Source organism: Streptomyces poonensis (genome assembly GCF_014650915.1).
Taxonomy (GTDB): Bacteria; Actinomycetota; Actinomycetes; order Streptomycetales; family Streptomycetaceae; genus Streptomyces; species Streptomyces poonensis.
In genome coordinates, this window is sequence record NZ_BMVW01000007.1 from 321573 (window position 1) to 343932 (window position 22360).

24 protein-coding genes are annotated in these 22360 nt (G+C 69.7%); 11 read left to right on the forward strand and 13 right to left on the reverse strand.

Features of this window, described 5'->3' with window-relative positions; all coding sequences use genetic code 11:
- Positions 1-85: 85 nt before the first annotated feature.
- Positions 86-1603: a peptide MFS transporter gene (locus tag IE242_RS20075; protein WP_189861163.1), complete on the reverse strand. Its 1518-nt coding sequence runs from the start codon at positions 1601-1603 to the stop codon at positions 86-88.
- A 707-nt stretch (positions 1604-2310) separates the two neighbouring features.
- Between IE242_RS20075 and IE242_RS20080 the strand changes: the two genes are divergently transcribed.
- Entirely contained in the window at positions 2311-2988 is a 678-nt protein-coding gene (locus IE242_RS20080; protein ID WP_189861165.1) for a response regulator transcription factor, read from the forward strand.
- Positions 2989-3121: 133 nt separating this feature from the next.
- Positions 3122-4399 carry a sensor histidine kinase gene (locus tag IE242_RS20085; protein ID WP_189861166.1) on the forward strand — a complete coding sequence of 426 codons (1278 nt, stop codon included), beginning with the start codon at positions 3122-3124 and terminating at the stop codon, positions 4397-4399.
- Between the two features lie 58 nt (positions 4400-4457).
- Here IE242_RS20085 and IE242_RS20090 read toward each other — a convergent pair whose 3' ends face one another.
- Positions 4458-5021 carry a GtrA family protein gene (locus IE242_RS20090; RefSeq protein ID WP_189861168.1) on the reverse strand — a complete coding sequence of 188 codons (564 nt, stop codon included), beginning with the start codon at positions 5019-5021 and terminating at the stop codon, positions 4458-4460.
- Positions 5022-5323: 302 nt separating this feature from the next.
- Here IE242_RS20090 and IE242_RS20095 point away from each other — a divergent pair, with 302 nt between their 5' ends.
- The 4 genes from IE242_RS20095 to IE242_RS20110 all read left to right on the forward strand — a co-directional run bounded on the left by IE242_RS20095 (position 5324) and on the right by IE242_RS20110 (position 9528).
- Positions 5324-6484, forward strand: coding sequence for a 5-(carboxyamino)imidazole ribonucleotide synthase (locus IE242_RS20095; protein WP_189861170.1), 1161 nt, complete (start codon positions 5324-5326; stop codon positions 6482-6484).
- On the forward strand, positions 6481-7014 hold the full coding sequence (purE, locus tag IE242_RS20100) for a 5-(carboxyamino)imidazole ribonucleotide mutase (protein WP_189861172.1): 534 nt from the start codon (positions 6481-6483) through the stop codon (positions 7012-7014). Before IE242_RS20095 ends, purE begins: the two co-directional genes overlap by 4 nt.
- A gap of 5 nt (positions 7015-7019) precedes the next feature.
- On the forward strand, positions 7020-8228 hold the full coding sequence (locus IE242_RS20105) for a dipeptidase (protein ID WP_189861174.1): 1209 nt from the start codon (positions 7020-7022) through the stop codon (positions 8226-8228).
- 139 nt (positions 8229-8367) lie between these two features.
- Positions 8368-9528, forward strand: a complete 1161-nt coding sequence (locus IE242_RS20110; protein ID WP_189861176.1) for a dipeptidase — start codon at positions 8368-8370, stop codon at positions 9526-9528.
- Between the two features lie 30 nt (positions 9529-9558).
- Here the strand turns inward: IE242_RS20110 and IE242_RS20115 are convergent, their stop codons facing one another.
- Positions 9559-9951: a VOC family protein gene (locus IE242_RS20115; RefSeq protein ID WP_189861178.1), complete on the reverse strand. Its 393-nt coding sequence runs from the start codon at positions 9949-9951 to the stop codon at positions 9559-9561.
- Between the two features lie 13 nt (positions 9952-9964).
- Positions 9965-10330, reverse strand: coding sequence for a VOC family protein (locus tag IE242_RS20120; RefSeq protein ID WP_189861180.1), 366 nt, complete (start codon positions 10328-10330; stop codon positions 9965-9967).
- A gap of 95 nt (positions 10331-10425) precedes the next feature.
- Between IE242_RS20120 and IE242_RS20125 the strand changes: the two genes are divergently transcribed.
- Positions 10426-10926, forward strand: a complete 501-nt coding sequence (locus IE242_RS20125; protein WP_189861182.1) for a CGNR zinc finger domain-containing protein — start codon at positions 10426-10428, stop codon at positions 10924-10926.
- A 138-nt stretch (positions 10927-11064) separates the two neighbouring features.
- Here the strand turns inward: IE242_RS20125 and IE242_RS20130 are convergent, their stop codons facing one another.
- Positions 11065-12408: a UDP-glucose dehydrogenase family protein gene (locus IE242_RS20130; RefSeq protein ID WP_189861184.1), complete on the reverse strand. Its 1344-nt coding sequence runs from the start codon at positions 12406-12408 to the stop codon at positions 11065-11067.
- A gap of 190 nt (positions 12409-12598) precedes the next feature.
- Between IE242_RS20130 and IE242_RS20135 the strand changes: the two genes are divergently transcribed.
- A complete protein-coding gene (locus IE242_RS20135; RefSeq protein WP_268249469.1) occupies positions 12599-13756 on the forward strand; it encodes an acyl-CoA dehydrogenase in 1158 nt (385 codons plus the stop codon).
- A gap of 67 nt (positions 13757-13823) precedes the next feature.
- Here IE242_RS20135 and IE242_RS20140 read toward each other — a convergent pair whose 3' ends face one another.
- Entirely contained in the window at positions 13824-14231 is a 408-nt protein-coding gene (locus IE242_RS20140; protein ID WP_189861186.1) for an ATP-binding protein, read from the reverse strand.
- Between the two features lie 251 nt (positions 14232-14482).
- On the opposite strand from IE242_RS20140, the gene IE242_RS20145 reads away from it, so the two are divergent.
- Together IE242_RS20145 and IE242_RS20150 are read left to right on the forward strand one after the other, a co-directional pair.
- Positions 14483-15346, forward strand: coding sequence for a helix-turn-helix domain-containing protein (locus tag IE242_RS20145; RefSeq protein WP_189861188.1), 864 nt, complete (start codon positions 14483-14485; stop codon positions 15344-15346).
- A gap of 23 nt (positions 15347-15369) precedes the next feature.
- The gene (locus IE242_RS20150) at positions 15370-15546 is read left to right on the forward strand and encodes a DUF397 domain-containing protein (RefSeq protein WP_268249472.1); all 177 of its coding nucleotides are present in this window, start codon (positions 15370-15372) and stop codon (positions 15544-15546) included.
- Between the two features lie 42 nt (positions 15547-15588).
- Here IE242_RS20150 and IE242_RS20155 read toward each other — a convergent pair whose 3' ends face one another.
- The 6 genes from IE242_RS20155 to IE242_RS20180 form a co-directional block, all read right to left on the reverse strand.
- Positions 15589-16251: a class I SAM-dependent methyltransferase gene (locus tag IE242_RS20155; protein ID WP_189861192.1), complete on the reverse strand. Its 663-nt coding sequence runs from the start codon at positions 16249-16251 to the stop codon at positions 15589-15591.
- A 90-nt stretch (positions 16252-16341) separates the two neighbouring features.
- A complete protein-coding gene (locus IE242_RS20160) occupies positions 16342-16824 on the reverse strand; it encodes a hypothetical protein (protein ID WP_189861194.1) in 483 nt (160 codons plus the stop codon).
- A gap of 503 nt (positions 16825-17327) precedes the next feature.
- On the reverse strand, positions 17328-18158 hold the full coding sequence (locus IE242_RS20165) for a helix-turn-helix domain-containing protein (protein WP_229859148.1): 831 nt from the start codon (positions 18156-18158) through the stop codon (positions 17328-17330).
- Positions 18155-18679: a DUF6879 family protein gene (locus IE242_RS20170; protein WP_189861198.1), complete on the reverse strand. Its 525-nt coding sequence runs from the start codon at positions 18677-18679 to the stop codon at positions 18155-18157. Before IE242_RS20170 ends, IE242_RS20165 begins: the two co-directional genes overlap by 4 nt.
- Positions 18663-18854, reverse strand: a complete 192-nt coding sequence (locus tag IE242_RS20175; protein ID WP_189861201.1) for a hypothetical protein — start codon at positions 18852-18854, stop codon at positions 18663-18665. The genes IE242_RS20170 and IE242_RS20175 overlap by 17 nt, the downstream gene beginning before the upstream one ends.
- A 249-nt stretch (positions 18855-19103) precedes the next feature.
- Positions 19104-20132 (reverse strand): glycosyltransferase family 2 protein, encoded by a 1029-nt coding sequence (locus tag IE242_RS20180; RefSeq protein WP_189861203.1) that lies wholly within the window; start codon positions 20130-20132, stop codon positions 19104-19106.
- 129 nt (positions 20133-20261) lie between these two features.
- On the opposite strand from IE242_RS20180, the gene IE242_RS20185 reads away from it, so the two are divergent.
- Positions 20262-21740, forward strand: coding sequence for an LCP family protein (locus IE242_RS20185; RefSeq protein WP_229859149.1), 1479 nt, complete (start codon positions 20262-20264; stop codon positions 21738-21740).
- Between the two features lie 30 nt (positions 21741-21770).
- Here the strand turns inward: IE242_RS20185 and IE242_RS20190 are convergent, their stop codons facing one another.
- Positions 21771-22319, reverse strand: a complete 549-nt coding sequence (locus IE242_RS20190; RefSeq protein ID WP_189861207.1) for an acyl-CoA thioesterase — start codon at positions 22317-22319, stop codon at positions 21771-21773.
- Between the last annotated feature and the right edge of the window lie 41 nt (positions 22320-22360).

Here is a 22360-nt window from a genome sequence, read left to right on the forward strand (position 1 = left end):
GAAGGGCCCGCACCGAACGGTGCGGGCCCTTCCGACGTATGTCCGCAGGGTGCGCAGGCGTACTGATGACGCCGTGCGCCCTTGGCTACTTCACATCGCCCATCAGCGCGCGGATCCTGCGCGAGGCCAGCATGAAGCAGACACCGGCCACGGCGGCGATGATCGCCCACATGGTGTAGTACACGGTGTCGCCCAGCACGGAGTTGAGCTTGGTGACCCAGCCGTTGAGGGCGTTGCCGGTCGAGGTGGCCAGGAACCACAGACCCATGATCTGGCTGACGAACTGCGCCGGGGCCAGCTTGGTGGAGAGCGACAGGCCCACCGGGGACAGGCACATCTCACCGAGGGTCTGGACCAGGTAGACGGCCAGCAGCCAGAAGACGGTGACCTTGCCGGTCTCGCTGTTCGCGGCGGCCGCGCCGGCCAGACCCATGATCCCGAAGGAGCCGGCGATCAGCAGCATCGCCAGGGCGAACTTCGTGACGGTGTTGGGCTCCTTGTTCCGCTTGGCGAGCCAGGTCCAGAGCGAGGCGAACAGCGGCGCGAGGATGATGATGTACGCCGGGTTCACCGACTGGAACCAGCTGGCCGGGAACTCCCAGCCGCCGATCATGCGGTCCGTCTTGCCGTCGGCGAAGATCGTCAGCAGCGAGCCGGACTGGTCGTAGATCATCCAGAACAGCACGGCCGTGATGAAGAACCACATGAAGGCGACGACCTTCGGCCGCTCCGAGCGGCCCAGCGCCGGGCTGCGGAACATCACCGCGAAGTAGACGATCGGCACGACCACACCGAGGACGGCCATCACGTTGACGACGTGGTCGACGTGGAAGGTGCCGAGCAGCAGGTCGACGACGAGGGCGACGACCGCGACCAGGGCCCAGAGGGCGACCTTGCGGCCGACGGCGCGCTTCTCCTCCGGGGACGCCGGGGTGGGCGCCACCTTGCCGATGTCGCCGAGGTGACGGCCGCCGAGGACGTACTGGACGACGGCGAGCGCCATACCGATACCGGCGAGGGCGAAGCCCAGGTGCCAGTCGACCTTCTCGCCGACGGTGCCGACGATCAGCGGGGCCGCGAAGCCGCCGATGTTGATCGCCATGTAGAAGAGCGTGAAGCCGGCGTCGCGGCGGGCGCTCTCGCTCTGCTTGTAGAGGTCACCGACCATCGCGGAGATGTTCGGCTTCAGCAGACCCGTACCGATCGCGATCAGCAGCAGACCGAAGAAGAACGCGGCGTCGGCCGGTATGGCGAGCACGAAGTGGCCGGCGGCGATGACGATGCCACCGACCAGCACCGCCTTGCGGGCGCCCCAGAGCCGGTCGGCGACCCAGCCGCCCGGCATGGCCAGCATGTAGACGAGGGCGTTGTAGACGCCGTAGATCGCGGCCGCGAGGGCCTCACGGTCCTCGAGAGGACCGTCGAGAACGCCCGCGATCAGATAGAGCGTGAGAAGTCCGCGCATTCCGTACCAGGAAAAGCGCTCCCACATCTCGGTCATGAACAGAGTGGCCAGGCCGCGGGGGTGGCCGAAGAAGGTCTTCTCGGTGCCGTTACCGGGGGTGCCCGGGGTGGCCGAGTCCTTCGTCAGGCTGGACGCCATGGTCGTTCCTTGCTGGTCAGGACGCGCGCGTGGGGGTCCAGCCCGCAGCCCCTGCCCTTGGACGGGCTCGGGGACGGGTGCGCGCCCGGTGGGTCGGCCGGCACCGGCGGGACCGCCGGCCCACCCCACGCCCACGGGGAGTCCGCTCCGGATCACGGAGCGATGGACGGCGACCACCGGGATCCACGCCTCTCCGCGCATCTTTGCGTTTGAGGCCCGGCCACAGGTCATTCCTTTCAAGGCCAGCTCGTGGGCTGACCCGCACACAAAAGAGACCTTCAGCGTAAAGAAGCGCCAAAGGTCCCCGGTGGTGCTACAGGCGTTCAATCACCATACGTCAGAGCGGTTACGGATATGGAAGAGCTTGAGAGATGGATCACAGGTGGGAGAGGAACCACAGACACCCTTTCAAAGGTCGTAAGCATGATCGCATCCCAGAGTTCCAGGGCCCGCATCACGGAACGTAACGGCGTGTCACCGTTTCGGGCCGTTCGGAGGGCGTTATGGGGGTGCGGAGGGCGTACGAAGAGGCCTGGAGACCGCCCCTACCTTCCCTGCGGCCCGCAGGGAACGCGGCTTTGCCACCGCACACGCGCGCGGGAGGGTGTCCACGGTGTCGCGCGGGGGGAAGTCGCCTCGCCGGAAGGCGTGCACCACGCTTGCCGATCACCCTCCTGGTGCTGTCGCAAGCGGACTACCATCACCCCATGACCCGAGTACTGCTCGCCGAGGACGACGCGTCCATCTCGGAACCGCTGGCCCGCGCGCTGCGCCGCGAGGGCTACGAGGTGGAGGTCCGCCAGGACGGACCGGCCGCGCTGGACGCCGGGATGCAGGGTGGCGTCGACCTGGTCGTCCTGGACCTGGGGCTGCCCGGCATGGACGGCCTGGAAGTGGCGCGCAGGATGCGTGCCGAGGGGCACGCCGTTCCGATCCTCATCCTCACCGCCCGCGCCGACGAGGTGGACACCGTCGTCGGCCTCGACGCGGGCGCCGACGACTACGTCACCAAGCCGTTCCGGCTGGCCGAACTGCTCGCCCGGGTGCGGGCCCTGCTGCGGCGCGGTGCCGCCGAGCCCCAGCAGCCGCCGGCCACGCACGGCGTCCGTATCGACGTCGAGTCGCACCGGGCCTGGATGGGCGACGAGGAGCTCCAGCTCACGGCGAAGGAGTTCGATCTGCTGCGGGTGCTCGTCCGGGACGCCGGGCGGGTCGTCACCCGGGACCAGCTGATGCGCGAGGTCTGGGACACCACCTGGTGGTCCTCCACGAAGACCCTCGACATGCACATCTCGTGGCTGCGCAAGAAGCTCGGCGACGACGCGGCGAATCCGCGGTACATCGCCACGGTGCGGGGTGTCGGGTTCCGCTTCGAGAAGAGCTGAGCCCGGGCCTGGCTGAGCCCGGCCCTGGTTGAGCCCGGACCGGGCCGAGCCCGGGCCCAGCCGAGTCCGAGCCGAGCGCCTCCGGCTCGTGCGGGCACACTGGTTCTCGTAAGCCACCCGCCCGGAGGGCCCCGTGCGTCGCCGTCTCATTCAGTCCACGCTTGCCGTGGTTCTCGTCGTGATCGCCGTCTTCGGCGTCTCCCTCGTGATCGTCGAAACCCGGACGATCAGCAGCACCGCCCAGGAACGCGTCGACTCCGAGGCGATGCGCCTCGCGAGCATCGTGGACAGCCGCATCCTCGGGGACGAGCGGGTCAGCGCGGACGTGCTCCGGGACCAGGTCGACGCCGACCGGTACGCCCGTATCGACATTCCCGGCAGGGCGCCGATCGAGATCGGCGAGCGTCCCGCCGACGATGTCATCCACGCCGAGGCCCAGGGCGAGGAGGGCGAGACGGTCACGGTCGAGGAGCCGCGCTCGTCCGTGACCCGGGAGGTCGGCCGTACGCTGCTGATCATCGCCGCGGTCGCCCTGCTCGCGGTCGTCGCGGCCGTCCTCCTCGCCGTACGACAGGCCAACCGCCTCGCCTCCCCGCTCACCGACCTCGCGGAGACCGCGGAGCGCCTCGGCTCGGGCGACCCGCGGCCGCGTCACAAGCGGTACGGCGTCCCCGAGCTGGACCGGGTCGCCGACGTCCTCGACTCCTCCGCCGAACGCATCGGCCGGATGCTCACCGCCGAGCGGCGCCTGGCCGCCGACGCCTCCCACCAGCTCCGTACGCCGCTGACCGCGCTGTCCATGCGGCTGGAGGAGATCGCCCTCACCGACGACCCGGACACGGTGAAGGAGGAGGCCGTCATCGCACTGGCGCAGGTGGAGCGGCTGACCGACGTGGTGGAGCGGCTGCTGACCAACTCGCGCGACCCGCGGACCGGCTCGGCCGTCTCCTTCGACCTCGACGAGGTGATCAAGCAACAGCTGGAGGAGTGGCGCCCGGCCTATCGCAGCGCGGGCCGCGCGATCGTCAGCTCCGGCAAGCGGCACCTCGAGGCCGTCGGCACCCCGGGCGCGGTCGCGCAGGTGCTGGCCGCGCTGATCGAGAACTCCCTCATGCACGGCGGCGGCACCGTGGCGCTCCGTACCCGCGTCACCGGCAACCAGACGGTCATCGAGGTCACCGACGAGGGCCCCGGCATTCCGCCGGAGCTGGGCGCGCGGATCTTCGAGCGCGCCATCAGCGGACACAACTCCACGGGCATCGGACTGGCGGTCGCCCGCGATCTCGCCGAGGCCGACGGCGGGCGCCTGGAGATGCTCCAGCTGAAGCCGCCGGTGTTCGGGCTCTTCCTGTCCCGTACGCCGACCAAGCCGTCCGAGGCCGCCGCCGAGGAGCAGCGGACGGTCCGGTAGCCCGGCGGGCGGCGCAAGACCGGCCGGCTGCTCAGCCCCGGGTCGAGTCCCCCGAGTCCTAGCTCCTGCGGCCCTGTCCGCGCGACACCGCCGACACCGCGGGCGACGCGGACGCACCCGCCTCCAGGAACGATTCGGCGCTCGCCACCGCCTCCCGGGCCGGCAGCGCGCGGAACACCCACGTCCGGTACGACCAGAAGCGGAACAGGGTCGCGATGCCGATGCCGAGGAACTTGAAGACGTTGCTCTGCAGCGGGCTGTCCCAGCCGAACCCGTACGTCGCCGCGTACAGCACGCCGTTCTCGATGACCAGGCCGGCCACGCTGAACAGCAGGAAGAGCGTCAGCTCCTTCGTCCGGCCGCTCTTGTCGCGGTCGCGGTAGGTGAAGTAGCGGAAGCCGACGTAGTTGAACGCGATCGCGACGACGGTCGCTATCACGCTGGCGCGCACCACCTGGAGATCGGTGAGATGCCGCACCAGGTTGAACACGGCGAGGTTGACCAGCAGTCCCGCCCCGCCGACCGCGCCGAACTTGGCGACCTCCCGGGCGAGCCGCTCGACCCTGTGGCGCAGGGCACCGCCGGCCGGTCTCGTCCGCGGCCCCGAGGTGGTACTGCCCATCGTGTGCCGGCCCCCGTCGGTCGAATGCATCGGTCGCACACAGCGGTCGCGTGCGTCGGTCACGTGCGTCGGTCGGACATCACGGGCGTCGGTCCGTCATCGGTCCGCAACGGCCTCGGTCCACCATGGCCTCGGTCCGCGACGGCCTCCGTCCGCCGTCGGCCCCACCGGTCGAGTGCCGCCGACCCCGTCATGCTAACCAGCGCCCCTGGGGGAATCCTGTGCACGGCCGCACAGGCATTGTCAAAGGCGTGCAAATCGGCCGCCCGGGAGCGGCCGGCGGTGGCCGATACCCTGGGGGTGTGACGTTCCCGGTAGTCGGTATGGTCGGCGGGGGCCAGCTCGCTCGTATGACACACGAGGCGGGCATCCCGTTGGGCATCAGATTCAAGCTCCTCAGTGACACTCCTCAGGATTCCGCGGCTCAGGTCGTGAGCGACGTCGTCATCGGCGACTATCGCGACCTCGACACGCTGCGCGCGTTCGCGCGGGGCTGTGACGTGATCACTTTCGATCACGAGCATGTGCCCACCGAGCATCTGCGTGCCCTGGAGGCGGACGGCATTCCCGTGCGCCCCGGGCCGGACGCGCTGCAGCACGCCCAGGACAAGGGCGTCATGCGCGCCCGGCTGGCCGCGCTCGGCGTGCCGTGTCCGCGCCACCGCATCGTGACCGATCCGGACGATGTGGCCGCGTTCGCCGCGGAGGGCGGCTCCGAGGACGGCGGGAGTGGGGGATTCCCCGTCGTCCTGAAGACCGTGCGCGGCGGCTACGACGGCAAGGGCGTGTGGGTCGTACGGTCCGTCGCGGAGGCCGCCGAGCCGTTCCGCGCGGGCGTCCCCGTGCTCGCCGAGGAGAAGGTCGACTTCGTCCGCGAGCTCGCCGCCAACGTGGTCCGCTCGCCGCACGGACAGGCGGTCGCGTACCCGGTGGTGGAGTCCCGCCAGGTCGACGGCGTGTGCGACACGGTGATCGCCCCGGCGCCGGACCTCGACGAGGAGCTCGCCCTCAAGGCCGAGGAACTGGCCCTGCGCATCGCCAAGGAACTGGACGTCGTCGGCCACCTCGCCGTGGAGCTCTTCGAGACCCGCGACGGCCGCGTCCTCGTCAACGAGCTGGCCATGCGCCCGCACAACTCCGGCCACTGGACCATGGACGGCGCGATCACCTCCCAGTTCGCCAACCACGTCCGGGCCGTCCTCGACCTCCCGCTCGGCGATCCGCGCCCGCGCGCGCGGTGGACGGTCATGGCCAACGTCCTGGGCGGCGACTACCCGGACATGTACTCCGCGTATCTGCACTGCATGGCCCGCGACCCCCAGCTCAAGATCCATATGTATGGCAAGGACGTGAAGCCCGGCCGCAAGGTGGGGCACGTCAACACCTACGGCGACGATCTGGACGACGTGCTGGAGCGCGCCCGGCACGCGGCCGACTACCTGAAGGGGACGATCACCGAATGAGCCCGAGCCCTGTCGTCGGCATCGTCATGGGGTCCGACTCCGACTGGCCCGTCATGGAGGCGGCCGCGCAGGCCCTCGACGAGTTCGGGATCGCGTACGAGGTCGACGTCGTCTCCGCGCACCGGATGCCGCGCGAGATGATCGCGTACGGCGAGGAGGCCGCCGGGCGCGGTCTGAAGGTGATCGTCGCGGGCGCCGGGGGCGCCGCCCACCTGCCCGGCATGCTGGCCTCGGTCACCCCGCTGCCGGTCATCGGTGTGCCCGTGCCGCTGAAGTACCTGGACGGCATGGACTCGCTGCTGTCGATCGTGCAGATGCCGGCCGGGGTTCCGGTGGCCACGGTCTCCGTCGGCGGCGCCCGCAACGCCGGACTGCTGGCCGCCCGGATGCTCGCCGCCCACGACGAGGAGCTCCTCGCCCGGATGCGCGTGTTCCAGCAGGAGCTGAACGACCAGGCCACCGAGAAGGGCAAGCGCCTGCGCGCCAAGGTGGAGGGCTCGGGCGGTTTCGGCTTCGGCGCGGGCAAGTGAGCGCCGTGGCCTCCTCCCCGGGCGCGCTGGAGCGCGCCCGGGAACTGCTCCGGGAGTTCCCCGTCGCCGACGGCCACAACGACCTGCCCTGGGCCCTGCGCCAGCAGGTCCGCTACGACCTGGCCGCCCGCGACATCGCCACCGACCAGAGCACCCACCTGCACACGGACCTGGCGCGGCTGCGCGCGGGCGGGGTCGGGGCGCAGTTCTGGTCCGTGTACGTCCGCTCGGACCTGCCCGGACCGGTCACCGCGACCCTCGAACAGATCGACTGCGTACGGCAGCTGATCGACCGCCACCCCGGCGATCTGCGGGCCGCGCTGACCGCCGCCGACATGGAAGCGGCGCGCGCTGAGGGCCGTATCGCGTCCCTGATGGGCGCCGAGGGCGGCCACTCCATCGACAACTCCCTCGCCACGCTGCGGCAGCTGTACGAGCTGGGCGTGCGCTACATGACGCTCACCCACAACGACAACAACGCGTGGGCGGACTCGGCGACCGACGAGCCGGGCGTGGGCGGTCTGTCGGCCTTCGGCCGCGAGGTCGTCAAGGAGATGAACCGGCTCGGCATGCTGGTCGACCTCTCCCACGTGGCCGCCACCACCATGCGGGCCGCGCTCGACACGTCCGTCGCGCCGGTGATCTTCTCCCACTCCTCCGCGCGCGCGGTGTGCGACCACCCGCGCAACGTCCCGGACGACGTGCTGGAGCGGCTGCCCGCCAACGGGGGAGTGGCGATGGTGACGTTCGTGCCGAAGTTCGTGCTCCAGGCGGCGGTGGAGTGGACGAGGGCCGCCGACGAGAACATGCGCGCCCACGGCTTCCACCACCTCGACACCACCGCCGAGGCGATGCAGGTGCACCGCGCCTTCGAGGAGACCCGCCCGCGCCCGGTCGCCACGGTGTCCACGGTCGCCGACCACCTGGACCACATGCGCGAGGTGGCCGGCATCGACCACCTCGGCATCGACGGCGACTACGACGGCACGGCCTTCACCCCGGACGGCCTCGACGACGTCTCCGGCTATCCGAACCTGATCGCCGAACTGCTGGACCGCGGCTGGTCGCGCACCGACCTCGCCAAGCTGACCTGGCAGAACGCGGTCCGGGTGCTGGGCGCGGCCGAGGACGTGGCACGGGACCTGCGCTCCCGTACGGCCCCGTCGAACGCCACGATCGAACAGCTGGACGGCATCGAGCGGCCGGCCGGCTGACGCACGCGCGCGGGGCCCCCGGTGTGCCGGGCGCCCCGCGCGGCCGTACCCCCGAACGCTCCACCCACCAGGAAGCCTCCCGGCCTTCCGTGCCACGGTGACGGTACCGAGACGTACCGCTCACCCACGGAGTCCCGTCATGGCCGACCTGCACGACGAACTGCGCGAGCCAACGGAGGTCGGTGAGCTCGACCCGCCCGCCGCCCGGCCCGGGCGGCACCCCGGACAGAGTCCGCCCGGAGCTCCCGCCGCATCCGCCACCGGCACCTCCGACATCCCCGCCGACCTGCTGCCCGACCTCCTGACACGGGCCCACGCCCTCCTCGCCGCGCACCCCGTCGCCGACGGCTACAGCGGGCTGCCCCGGGCGCTGCGCCGGCTGCACTGGTACGACCTGGAGCTCGGCGAGGGCGCCGTGGACACCGATGTGCCGCGGCTGCGCAGGGGGCACGTGGGGGCGCTGTTCTGCGCGCTGCACCTGCCGGACGGGCTGAGCGGCGAGCGGGCCGTCAGCGCCACCCTGGAGCAGATGGACGTGGTCCGGACGGCGGTGCGCGCCCACCCGGAGGCGCTGCGGCTCGCCCAGGGCGCCGGGCAGACCGCCGACGCGCGCAACTGCGGCCGGACCGCCGTCCTCCTCGGGCCCGCGAGTGCCGTCGCGCTCGGGGACTCGCCCGGCATCCTGCGCTGTCTGCACGCGCTCGGCCTGAAGGTGCTCACGCTGTCCGGCGTCTCCTGGGCGGGCGAGGCCGGGCCGACCGCGTTCGGCGAGGAGATGGTGCGGGAGATGAACCGCCTCGGCGTGCTCGCCGATCTCTCCGGTGCCTCGGACGCCACGGCCGCCCGGGTGCTCACGGTGTCCCGGGCCCCGGTGGTGTGCGCCAGGTCGGGGGCCCGCGCGCTGCGGCCGCACCCGGCGAACCTGCCCGACGACCTGCTCCGGCGGCTGGGCGTCGCCCGGGGCCTGTGCCTGGTGCCGCTCACCGCCGAGCAGACCGGCCCGTCCGTCCGGGACGTCGCCGACCACCTCGACCACGTACGCGCGCTGGCGGGCCCGGAGTGCGTCGGCCTGTCGGGGACGTACGACTCCGGGACCACCCATCCGCAGGACCTAGCCGACGCCTCCTGCTACCCGCACCTCATCGCCGAACTCCTCCTGCGGGGCTGGCCCGAGGACCACCTGACCCGGCTCACCTGGGGCAACGTCCAGCGCGTGCTGCGCGGCGCGGACTTCGCGGCCCGGGCCGTCCAGCAGCGCAAGCAGCCGTCCACGGCGCGGATCACGGAGCTGGACGGGTAGCCGCCCGCGCGCGTGGTCACTTCGGCGTGGTCACTCCGACTCGATCCGGCACAGGCAGAACGGATGCCCCGCCGGGTCGGCGTACACCCGGAAGTCCTTCTTCACGTCGTCCTCCAGGTCCAGCGGCCGGGCGCCCAGCGCCAGCACCTTCGCGTGCGCCGCGTCGACCTCCTCCCAGGTGCTCCCCGCGTCGAAGTCCAGGTGGAACTGCTGCGAGTTGAGGTCGGCGCGCGGCCACTCCGGCGGGGTGTACCCGGGCGCCCGCTGGAAGGCGAGCCGTGGCCCGTCCGGAATCTGCAGGACGACCCAGTCGTCGTCCTCCGCACGCGGGGTGCCGCCGCCGACCCGGGCGTAGAAGTCGGCGAGGGAGTGCGGATCGGGGCAGTCGACGACGACGGAACGGAGACGTGCCACAGCTGTCATAAGCCCTCCCGGCTCAGCAGGCGCAGAGACAGAACGGGTGCCCAGCGGGGTCCGCGTAAACCCGCCAGTTCCGCGACCGGTCCTCCGTGTCCAGCGGCTTCGCCCCGAGCCCCAGCACGGCCTCCTCGGCCGCGTCGAGGTCCGGCACGTTCAGATCCAGGTGGAACTGCTGCGAGTGGCCGGGCGCCGGCCACTGCGGCGGTACGTACCCCGGCGCGGCCTGGAACGCCAGCGCCCGCCCGCCGGGCAGCTTCAGGTCCACCCAGTCGCCCTCGCCCGCGCCCTCGACGGTTCCGCCGAGCAGCTCGGCGTAGAAGCGGGCGAGCGCGCGGGGGTCGGGGCAGTCCAGGACGACGACGCCCAGTTCGGCGACGGCCATGACTTCCTCCTCGAAGTCGGGGAACGGTTACCCGAAGAGTCGGGTAACCGGTAACGGTTACTGCATGCTGCCGTATCGGGGGTAACGTCGCAAGCATGAGTGAGCGATCGCCCGCGCCGGGGGGCCTGGCTCTGGTCCAGTCCCTGGTGAACACGCTGGACGTCGAGACGGGCGCCGACTCGCTCGACACGGCCGAGGGCCGGGCGCCCTTCGGGCTGACGGCGGACGACCTGCCGGGCGCCCGCGAACTGCGCGAGTCGCTCCGCGCGGCCCTGCTCGCCCACGCCGGCCACCCGCCGCACCGCGCGGTGACCCCGCTGGGCGAGCTGCTGTCCGGGGCCCCGCTGCTGGTCACGGTCGGCACGGAGGACGGCTCGGCGGCCCTCGTCCCCGCCGACGGGCATTCCCTGCTCTCCCGGGTCGCCGCCGCCGTCGCCGAGGCGCTGGTCGCCGGCACCTGGCTGCGGCTCAAGGCGTGCGAGGCCGCCGACTGTCTCTGGGCGTACTACGACCGCAGCCCGGCCGGACGCGGCCGCTGGTGCTCGATGCAGGTGTGCGGGGCCCGCGCGAAGATGCGCCGTTACCGGGCCAAGTAGCCGGATGCGACAAAAGGCGGCAAGGAAGCACAGGCAAGTGGTGCAGAATGCGACAGACGCCGGTCCTGCCGACTGAGCCTCGGCCGGACCGGCGTCCTTCCACGCGTCCTGCGGTCTTCCGGTTGCGGTCTCCCGGGATCAGGCGGTGGGCCGCCCCATCGCCCGGTACGTCCACCCCGCGCGGCGCCACAGCTCCGGGTCCAGCGCGTTGCGGCCGTCGAGGACCAGGCGCTGCGCCGCCACCTCGCCCAGCTCCTCCGGGTCCAGCTCGCGGAACTCCCGCCACTCCGTCAGGTGCAGCACGATGTCGGCGCCCCGCACCGCCTCCAGCGCGGACTCGGCGTACCCGAGCGTCGGGAACACCCGCCGGGCGTTCTCCATGCCCTTCGGGTCGTACACCGTGACCTGGCCGCCCTGGAGGTGGATCTGCCCGGCCACGTTCAGCGCCGGGGAGTCCCGTACGTCGTCGGAGTCGGGCTTGAACGTGGCGCCGAGCACCGCGACCCGCTTGCCGAGGAACGGCCCGCCGCCGAGCGCCCGCCGGGCCAGCTCCACCATCTGGCCGCGCTGGCGCATGTTGATGGAGTCGATCTCGCGGAGGAACGTCAGCGCCTGGTCGGCGCCCAGCTCGCCGGCGCGCGCCATGAACGCCCGGATGTCCTTCGGCAGACAGCCGCCGCCGAAGCCGATGCCGGCCCGCAGAAACTTCTTGCCGATCCGGTCGTCGTACCCGATGGCCTCCGCGAGCTTGGCGACGTCGCCGTCCGCGGCCTCGCACACCTCCGCCATCGCGTTGATGAAGGAGATCTTCGTGGCGAGGAAGGAGTTCGCCGCGGTCTTCACCAGTTCGGCGGTCGGGAAGTCGGTCACCACGAACGGCGAGCCCTCGCCGACCGGCGTCGCGTACACCTCGCGCAGCAGCTTCTCCGCCCGCTCGCTGCGCACGCCCACCACGATCCGGTCCGGGTGCAGCGTGTCCTCGACGGCGAAGCCCTCCCGCAGGAACTCGGGGTTCCAGGCCAGCTCGGCGTCCTCCCCGGCGGGCGCGTGCTCGGCGAGGTACGCGGCCAGCCGGTCCGCCGAGCCGACGGGCACCGTGGACTTGCCGACGACCAGGGCGGGGCCCCGCAGGTGCGGTGCGAGCGCGCTGACCGCGGCATCGACGTAACTCATGTCGCAGGCGTACTCGCCGCGCCGCTGCGGGGTGTTGACGCAGATGAAGTGGATGTCGCCGAACTCCGCCAGCTCGGCGTAGTCGGTGGTGAACCGCAGCCGCCCGGTCGACCCCTCGATACCGGCCACGTGCTTGCGCAGCAGCTCCTCGAGTCCCGGCTCGTACATGGGGACCTCGCCCCGCCGGAGCATGTCGATCTTCTCCGGCACGACATCGAGCCCGAGCACCTCGAAGCCGAGCTCGGCCATGGCCGCGGCGTGCGTGGCCCCGAGGTAGCCGGTGCCGATCACAGTGATCTTGAGGGCCATTAAGTGCTCCTGGGAGAAACGGCTTGCACGTGCGGTGCCTGAGCATAACCGGGGCGTGCTCAGCCACCTCACGGGGCAGTTTTCCCCTTGTCGCCAAGCTCACGTACCTGTCGCGTGAGCCGGCCTCTAAAATTCGTGTTACTTAACGGTAATTAGCGTCAGCACCACAGTGTTCTGGGAGCGTGAGACCTTGGCCGGATCGGCTGACTTCGACCTGTACCGCCCGTCCGAGGAGCACGACATGCTCCGTGACGCGATCCGTTCCCTCGCCGAGGCGAAGATCGCGCCGTACGCCGCCGCCGTGGACGAGGAGGCCCGCTTCCCGCAGGAGGCGCTCGACGCGCTCGTCGCCAACGACCTGCACGCGGTCCACGTGCCGGAGGAATACGGCGGCGCCGGCGCGGACGCGCTCGCCACGGTGATCGTCATCGAGGAGGTCGCGCGCGTCTGTGCCTCCTCCTCCCTGATCCCGGCGGTGAACAAGCTGGGCTCCCTGCCGGTGATCCTCTCCGGCTCGGAGGAACTGAAGAAGAAGTACATGACCCCGCTCGCCAAGGGCGACGCGATGTTCTCGTACTGCCTCTCCGAGCCGGACGCGGGTTCCGACGCGGCCGGCATGAAGACCCGCGCCGTACGGGACGGGGACTTCTACGTCCTCAACGGCGTCAAGCGCTGGATCACCAACGCCGGCGTCAGCGACTACTACACGGTCATGGCCGTGACGGACCCCGAGAAGCGCTCCAAGGGCATCAGCGCGTTCGTCGTCGAGAAGGGCGACGAGGGCGTGTCCTTCGGCGCCCCGGAGAAGAAGCTCGGCATCAAGGGTTCCCCGACCCGCGAGGTCTACTTCGACAACGTCCGCATCCCCGCCGACCGCATGATCGGCGAGGAGGGCACCGGCTTCGCCACGGCGATGAAGACCCTGGACCACACCCGCATCACCATCGCCGCCCAGGCCCTCGGCATCGCCCAGGGCGCCCTCGACTACGCCAAGGGCTACGTCAAGGAGCGCAAGCAGTTCGGCAAGCCGATCGCCGACTTCCAGGGCATCCAGTTCATGCTCGCCGACATGGCCATGAAGATCTCGGCCGCCCGCGCCCTGACCTACCAGGCCGCCGCCGCCTCCGAGCGCGGCGACGCCGACCTCACCTACCAGGGCGCCGCCGCCAAGTGCTTCGCCTCGGACGTGGCGATGGAGGTCACGACGGACGCGGTGCAGCTGCTGGGCGGCTACGGCTACACGCGGGACTATCCGGTGGAGCGCATGATGCGAGACGCCAAGATCACCCAGATCTACGAGGGCACGAACCAGGTCCAGCGCATCGTGATGGCGCGGAACCTGCCGTAACCCGCCGGTTTGGGTTCGGGTGACGACACGGCCTTGGCGGCGCGGTCCGCCAAGGCCGTTCTCGTTGTCACCCGTGCAGCTCGAACCAGGTGACCTTGCCCGTTCCGATCGCTGCTGCCCGACTGCCCCACGCCTGGGCGCACTGGTTCACCAGTAACAAGCCACGTCCTCCCTCAAGGGTGGCCCCGCTGGATGTCGGACGCGGCAAGACATCGCTCTCATCGCACACGCTGACGCGCAGCGTGCCGTTGCCCCACTGCACGCGCACGGTCGCGGGACCGGCGGCGTAGCGGTACGCGTTCCCGCACAGCTCACTGGTCAACAACTCCGTGGTGTCGACAAGACCGGGCAGCGAGTGGCGGGTGAGGATCGAGCGCACGGTGCTGCGGGCGACGCCGGGGCCAAGGACGTGGTGGGGGAGGGTGAGGTGGTACTCCCAGGAGTCGTCCGGTGGTCGGGGATGAGGCTCACTCATCGTGGAACTCCCTTGCGGCTGTCGGGATGGGGCACGCCTGCTCACGTGGTGGCGCCGTCGCCTGCCGCATGGGGTGCGGAGGCGGTGCTCTTCCGGAGTCGTGAGGGACGTGGGGGAGCGCTCTGTCTTCGACGGTAGAAGCGGGAAGTTCTGAGGTGCAACATTCTGCGGTGGCTTCACCCGACCGTGTGACTAGACCTATGCAGGGCCTGGCGTGAGACTCAACTAGCGCTATCAGTCAGGGAGTCCGCATGCCGCCCAGGAGATACCCCACCGTCCGTCAGAAGCGTCTGGGGGCAGAGCTGCGCAGACTGCGGGAGGCCGCAGGCCTTTCCGGAGAACAGGCTGCCGAGATCCTCGAGTGCAGCAAAGGAAAGATCAGCCGCATTGAGACAGGCATGAGCGGGATCCGCGCAGCGGAGCTGAAGGCCCTGCTACAGGCGTACGACGTCGACGACAGCGAGCTTGTCGAAGCGCTGACGGAGATGGCACGTGAAGGCCGTCGTCGCAACTGGTGGAACCAGTACGAAAGTGTGCTGCCGCCGGGTTTCGCCGACCTTGCCGAGTTGGAGGCGAAGGCCCTCAGCCTGCACTCCTGGGAGACGGTTCTCGTCCCCGGCCTCCTGCAGACGCCTGACTACATGCGGGTCCTGTTCCGACGCGGCCGGATTGAGCCACCCGAGGACGAGGTGGAGGCTCATGTACGTGGACGGATGCACCGCCAGCACGTCATGCATGGCGGTGATGCGACGCCAGACCTGTGGTTCGTGCTGTACGAGGCCGTGCTTCACGCCAGGTTCGGCGGCCTGGGCGTGATGCGGGAACAACTGTTGCACCTGACCCGGATGGCGCAGCACGACCATGTGACGTTGCAGGTGCTGCCGTACACGACCGACTCCCATCGAGGAGTGAACGGTCCTTTCGGCATCGTAGGCATGCCCGACACCGGCATGGACGTGGTGCGTGCGGAGACTGCGCTGTCCTCCCTGTACGTGCAGGACCATGCTCAAGTGGCGGCCTATAAGCTTATGTTCGACCAGTTGAGGGCGGTCGCCCTCGGTCCGGGACCGTCGCTGAAGCTCATACGGGACGTGGCCGAGGGGCTCCGAGTCTGAGCGAGGTACAGGTGTCCGACCCCGTGTGGCAGAAGTCCAGCTTCTCCGGTGACGACGCGAGCCGGGACTGTGTGGAAGTCGCCGGCGCGGTGGACGGACTTGCTCTGCTGCTGCGCGAGTCCGACTCACCCACCACTGTTCTCCGCGTATCCCCGAGCAGCTTGCACGCACTGCTGCGCGTAGTGCGGCCGGTGAAGTGATCAGCGAGGTGTCCGCGGCAGGACTCGTCTCCCCGTGGTCTGTCAGGACACCACCGCACGGGCGATCAAAGTGCCGATGTGGTCGTGCTCCGGAGCCTCCAGGACCTGTACGTTCGCTTCCTCGAACCCGGCCTTGAGCAGGAGGCTTTCCCACTTCCGTGGCGTGTGGCTGTACCGGTACGTATACATGGCCTTGCCCGCGAACCCACCCTTGTACATGCCCTGCGGGCCGTACGCACCCGGGATGGCCGGGGGCTGAGAGAACGCGAGCACACCACCGGGATTCAACCGCTCAGCAATCAAAGGAAGTAGCTTCGCCGGGTCGGTGAACCACACCGCCCCGAAGATCGAATACACGGCGTCGTAGGTCTCTGTCTCGGTGCTCAGATGCTCCAGCACTTCTGCGCAGACGAACCGTGCGCCCAACGGCCCCCATCGCTCCGTGATATTCCCGATCATGACGGGCGAGAGATCCACGCCCGTTGCCTTCACTCCTTGCTGCACGAGATACGCGAGCGCCCGCCCCGTGCCGCATCCGAGTTCCAGCGCGGTCGCCGGATCGCCCAGCAGTTCGGGTCCGGGCCCGTGCCCGGCGTACTGCGTCCAGCAGAAAACGGGGCTGGAGTCGAACACCTTGTCTTTGGTGCTCTCCGCGAAGGTGTCCCAGAGTTCGCGTTCACTGTCGATGTTGTGTCGTGCGGGCAACGGGGGGCTTCCCTCTGTGTCGAAGTGGGCCGGCGGGTGCCCCGCCCCTCCTGCGGACTCGGGGGCGGGGCGGGGCGTGCCAGTCCCGTGTCAGTGGCTGTCGGGGACCTTGTTGTCACACGGTGAGCAGTCGGAGGCGTCCACCTCCCACAGCTCGTCATCCACGGCGAAGCCGTTCCTGCGCAGCAGTTCGGCCGTGCGCGTCACGGTGCCGTCCCGGCGACGCTCGATCAGCGGAGAGTGGTGCTTGTACCGCCCGCCGTTGTACTCCTCGCACAGGGCGAAGTACAGCGGCGTGTCGAGGATGAGCTGATGGACACCGATGTCCACGGTGTACCCCACGCCCATGTCCACGCCGGGGTTCTCCATGGCGGTGATCAGGTAGGCGATGCCCTGGTCGAGGATGCGTTCGGCCAGGCTGCGGACGGCCACGCTGTCCCGGAGCAGAAGTGCCACCTCGCGCTCCCACAGGTCGGTCACGCCCACGTCCGCGACCAGATGCGGAACACGCTCTTGTACTGCGTTGAGGATGATGCGCGGATCGCGGGTCCGCGTCTGGACTGCTGTGCTCATGCTGTGTCTCCTCCTGCTGCTGGGAGTGGTGCACTGCACTTGCTGGCCCGGCAAGCCGACTCAGCTTCACGGCGCGACCGGCCGGGGCTTGGCCCGCTCCCCGCTGGGGAGCCTCACCAACCAGCGGGGAGCGGGAACTCACGGGTGCGCTGGGGTGGGCCGTCTGAGGCTCACACCCCGCCCTTGCTGCGCTTGTTGATCTCGGCGACCCTGTCGCTCAGGCGCTCGGCCAACGATTGAGCCGGTGGCTCGTAGTCGGGACACCTCGGGTTACCGCACTCACATTTCGGCCAGCGCAGGGCCGAACCAGGGGCGAGGTCGGCACCTTCCGGACCAGGGCTGCTCTTCGGCACCCTGAGCACGCCGCCTCCGCCGAATGCTCCGGAGAGACGGGAAAGGAACTGTCGGGCCTCATTACTGTCTAGGTGATCAGCCGCTTCGGTCCTATGTGCCCTGCTGTCACTCACCATGGCTCCTATATTCTGCGAGCCATGGCTGAACTTCTAGCCTGTTTCTTGTTCCCGCAAGAAGTTGTTCCGGATGTCTTCGATCAGATTCCGCATGTCTTCACCGGTCAGTGCTATCCGCTGGAACCCTTCGAACTTTTCAACGTAAAGATCCACGTCCCGTGGGTCAGTGACGACGACCTCAGCGTGTACCGTTTCCACGGTCGCCATGCGGTCGTCGCGGATTACGAACGCGTGGTTAGCAATATCGTGTTGCTGAATCTCTAGCGGAACTACACGAATGTCCACATGAGAGAGTCGCGAAATGGAAGCGATACGGTCAAGCTGTGCAGCCATCATCTGTGGTGGCACGATGCGCCAGCGTAGAACTGGTTCCGTGATGACGAACCGCAGTGACTTTGTGTTGTCGTAGAGAACTGCTTGCCGTTCAAGCCGACCATTGATCGTTTGCGTGAGTGCGTCCTCACTGAGATTATGGCGTTGCAGAATAGCTCGGATGTACTCGGGAGTCTGGAGAAGTCCCGGAACTAGTGCGGGCTGAAACAGCCGCAGCATCGACATCTGGGCTTCCAGGGCCTTGGCGGCCTGCTGGCCCTTGTGGACCCCCATCCGCTTGAGCAGACGCCATGCTGTCGCTTCTGTCGCCGACGCGCGTGCGGCCTCTGTGTACTCCGCCTTGACCTCGTCCGAGACGCCGATTGCGGTCAGGATGCGCTCTACGTCCGTCGTACTGGGCGCCAGCTTCGCATTCTCGATCTTGGACAGTTTGGACGGAGACATGAGGGCGCTGCGGGCCACCGCCTTGGCTTCCTTGTCGGATGCCACTCGCAGCGCCCGCAGCGCGGCTCCAAGCTGTGCCCTGTTCACGCCCCGTACTTTGCCCACCATTCGGTGAACGGTTCCGCGTGCGCGAGTGCCGTGTCACGGAACCTGGTGAATTCTTTCGTCTGTTCCGGCCCCAGTACTTCAGAGCCGAGGTACTTCCCGGCCTCGTCGTAGTTCATCACGGCCACGGACTCGGAGTCGAAGAACCAGAAGTCCGGGACGTTCTCCAACGGGTTGGGCTTGTCGGTGGTGTCGAGGATGAAGAACTCTTCGCCCCCGGTCATATTCTTCCGGTAGCCCCACCCCAGTTCGAAGCAAAGGTATTCCGTGAGTGGGCGCGACAGAATGTGCACCCGGTAGATCCGCTTTCCCTTTTCGGTGTGTGAGCGAAGTTCCTCCACCCAGCCTTCGTTGTAGTCGTCCGGCTGCGGCTCCCCGGCCAGGAAGGCGTGATAGGCGTCGACGTTCCCGGACTTGCTGTAGTCGTCCAGGGTCTCCAGGCGGAATGCCTCACGCGTGAACGAGTCGAATAGGTCACCGAGGGTCTTAGATGAGGTTGTCACGAATGGCCTTCTGGATCAGTTCCATCGGGATTTCGACCAGGGTTTCGTGAGCGGGAATCCGAAGTCCGTGGTCTGTCGGCGTCTCACCCTGTACCAGGAGGGTGCCGCGATCCGTTGCGTAGATCGTCGGGCAGTCCTTGATGTCGCATGTGCTGACCAGCTTGGTGACCTTCATGGTCTGGGTTCCCCTCTCCCATGCCGCTGCCAGTACCCCCGCACCTGCGTTGATGCTCCCGAGGGCGGGGCGTATGGGTCAAGCGATCACGGTTGACGGAACAGGAAACCGCGTAACCTGCCCCGAGCCGGAGGCCCTCTCTAGGAGGGGTGTTCGCACAGGTCCGAGCCGTATGACCTGTAAAGCACCCAGACACACGCGCGTGGGGCCCCCTTCCCCACCCGGAAGGGGGCCCCACGCGCGTGACACTCAGTTCTTGGTCAGCACCGCCGGCCGCCGCGACGCGATGACCTTCTTCGCCAGCGACCTGGGGCTGGTCAGGAAGCCGTAGCCCCACGACATGTGCATCGTGGCGAGGGCGACGGGGATCTGCAGGCGGGCTTTCAGCGGCAGGCCCTTGCCCGCGGGCAGCGAGCCGGCCACGATCGCCGCGAGGTAGCCGCCGGGGACGATGAAACCCCAGGGCGTGAGGACCGCGCCCACCACGATGCCCGCCGCGATGGCGCACACCGCGGTCGGCGGGGCGAGGTAGCGCAGGTTGATCGAGCCCTCGTGGTAGCGGGCGACGACGTGCCGCCAGCGGCCGTAGTCCTTGTACTGCTTGGCCAGCGCCTTCACGCTCGGGCGCGGCCGGTACGACACCCTGAGCTCGGGCGAGAACCAGATCAGGCCGCCCGCCTCGCGGATACGGAAGTTCAGCTCCCAGTCCTGGGCGCGGATGAACTCCTCGTTGTAGCCGCCCTGCTGCTCCAGGGCCTCCCGCCGGAACACGCCCAGGTACACGGTCTCGGCCTCGCCCGCCGCGCCGCCCGTGTGGAACGCCGCGTTGCCCACACCGATCTTCGACGTCATGGCGGCGGCGACCGCGTGCTCCCAGTCGTTCTCGCCCTCGGCGTGCATGATGCCGCCCACGTTCTGCGCGCCGGTCTCCGCCAGCAGCCGTACGGCCGTGGCGATGTAGTTCGGCGAGAGCATGCCGTGGCCGTCGACGCGGACGACGACGGGGTGCCGGGACGCCTTGATCGCGGCGTTCAGCGCGGCGGGCGTGCGGCCGGTCGGGTTGGGGACGGTGTGCACGCGCGGGTCTTCCCGGACCAGCTCGGCGGCGATCTCGTCCGTACGGTCCGTGGAGGGACCGAGGGCGATCACGACCTCCATCTCGCCGGCGTACTCCTGGGCGAGGATCGCTTGGACGGCGCCGCGCAGATGCCGCTCCTCGTTGAGGACGGGCATGATGACGGACACGGCGGGAAGCTGCACGTCGGGCATGGCGTTCATAGGACGCTCACGTTACCGCGAACGGGCGACACCGACGCGCGCCGTCCGGCCTGGAACATCATCCGCAGATCGTACGGGCCTACGGTGCTCACGGATCCCACGGCCCCGTCCTCGCGGAGGTGTCACCCCGTGCCCGCACCACCCCGCCGCCCCGCCCGCCCGCAGCCTTCCGACGGCTCGCCGCGCCGGAAGGGGGACGGCGGCCCGGGGCGGCCGCCCGGACGGCGGCGAACCGGCTGGGCCCTGCGGGCGGTGACCGCGCTGTCGGTGGTGGTGCTCGCCTCCGCCGGTATCGGGCACGCGGTGCTCACCGGCCTCGACGACGACATCGCCCGGGTCGACCCCTTCAAGGACATGAAGAACCGTCCCGAGGCCGGCCACGGCATGAACGTCCTGGTCGTCGGCACGGACGGCCGCGACAGGATCGGCGCCGAGGAGCGCGAGAAGTACCGGCTCGGCGGCACCCCCTGCCGCTGCACGGACACGATGATGATCGTGCACATCTCGGCGGACCGGGAGCACGCCAGCGTGGTGAGCCTGCCGCGCGACTCGTACGCCGAGGTGCCGCCGCACATCGACGCCACCACCGGCCGGCGGCACCGCGCGCACCCGGTGAAGCTGAACGCCGCGTACGCCGAGGGCGGCCCCGAGCTGACCGTGCGCACGGTCGAGCACATGACCAAGGTCAAGGTCGACCACTATCTGGAGATCGACTTCATCAGCTTCATGCGGACCGTGGACGTGCTCGGCGGCGTCGAGATCTGCACCGCGCAGCCGCTCGACGACCCGGTGACCGGTCTCAGGCTGCCGCCGGGCGCGCACCGGCTGGACGGCGGGCAGGCCCTGCAGTACGTGCGCTCCCGGCACGCGGACGGCTCCTCCGACCTCGGCCGGATGCAGCGCCAGCAGCGGTTCATGGCCTCGCTCGTCGCGCAGGCCACCTCCTCCGGGGTGCTGCTGAACCCGATGAAGTTCCAGGACGTCATCCAGGCCGTGGTGGGCTCGGTGCGCGCGGACAAGCAGTTCGGCGCGGAGGAGCTGCTCGGCCTGGGGCGGGCGATGCGCAACTTCTCGCCCGCCTCCTCCGAGTTCACCACGGTCCCCATCGGGCGGATGGGCTACGAGGTGAAGGGCATCGGCTCGACGCTGAAGTGGGACGACAAGAAGGCGTCCGGCCTCTTCGCGGCCCTGCGCGCCGACCGTCCGCTCGCCCCGCACAAGGTGCGCCGGGGGCGCGGGCCGCTGCGCGTCGAGGTGGCCCCGCAGCACATCCGCGTCCAGGTGGAGAACGGCACCACGGTCACCGGGCTCGGCCGGCGGATCGACGACGCGCTCGCGGCCACCGGGTTCCGCACCACGCGGACGCCCGTGAACTCGGTGGAGCGAAGGGTGACGCGCACGGTCGTCGCGTACGACCCGCGCTGGGACCGCTCGGCCCGTTCCCTGGCGGCGGCCCTGCCGGGCAGCGAGCTGCGGGCCGTGCCGAACCAGGGGCCGACGCTGAAGGTGATCGCCGGGACCGATTTCGAGCGGGTGCGGAAGGTGCGGGCAGCGGGCTCGCCCCCGGAGCCCGGGGTGATGCGCGGGGACGAGGTGGCCTGCAGGTGAGGCGTACCCCCGGCTCCCTGGCGGTGACTCTCAGTCCTCGAAGCCCTCGGCCGCCCGCTGCTCGCGCAGCTCCATGATCGCCCGCCGCCGGGCCAGCCGGTGGGTGCGGCGGATCTGGGCCTCCTGGTAGCGCCGCTTGTCCCGCTCGGTCTCCGGTATCACCGGGGGCACCTGGCGGGGCTTGCCGTCGGCGTCCACCGCGGCGAAGACCAGATAGGCCGAGCCGACCTGCTGGGGCGGCGCCGACTCGTTCCACCGCTCGGCCAGCACGCGGACGCCCACCTCCATCGAGGTCCGCCCGGTCCAGTTCACCTGTGCCTTCACATGCACCAGGTCGCCCACCCGCACGGGCTCCAGGAAGGCCATCTCGTCCATGGAGGCGGTGACGGCCGGTCCGCCGGAGTGCCGTCCGGCCACCGCGCCCGCCGCGTCGTCGACGAGCTTCATGATCACGCCGCCGTGCACCGTCCCCAGCAGGTTGGTGTCGTTGTGGGTCATGATGTGGCTGAGGGTGGTACGGGAGGCGGAGGTGGGCTTGCCCGGGATGTCGGACTCCGGGGCTGCGGCCTGGTCTGTCATACCGTCCACCTTATGCCGGGGCGCGCGGGGCCAGGCTCTGC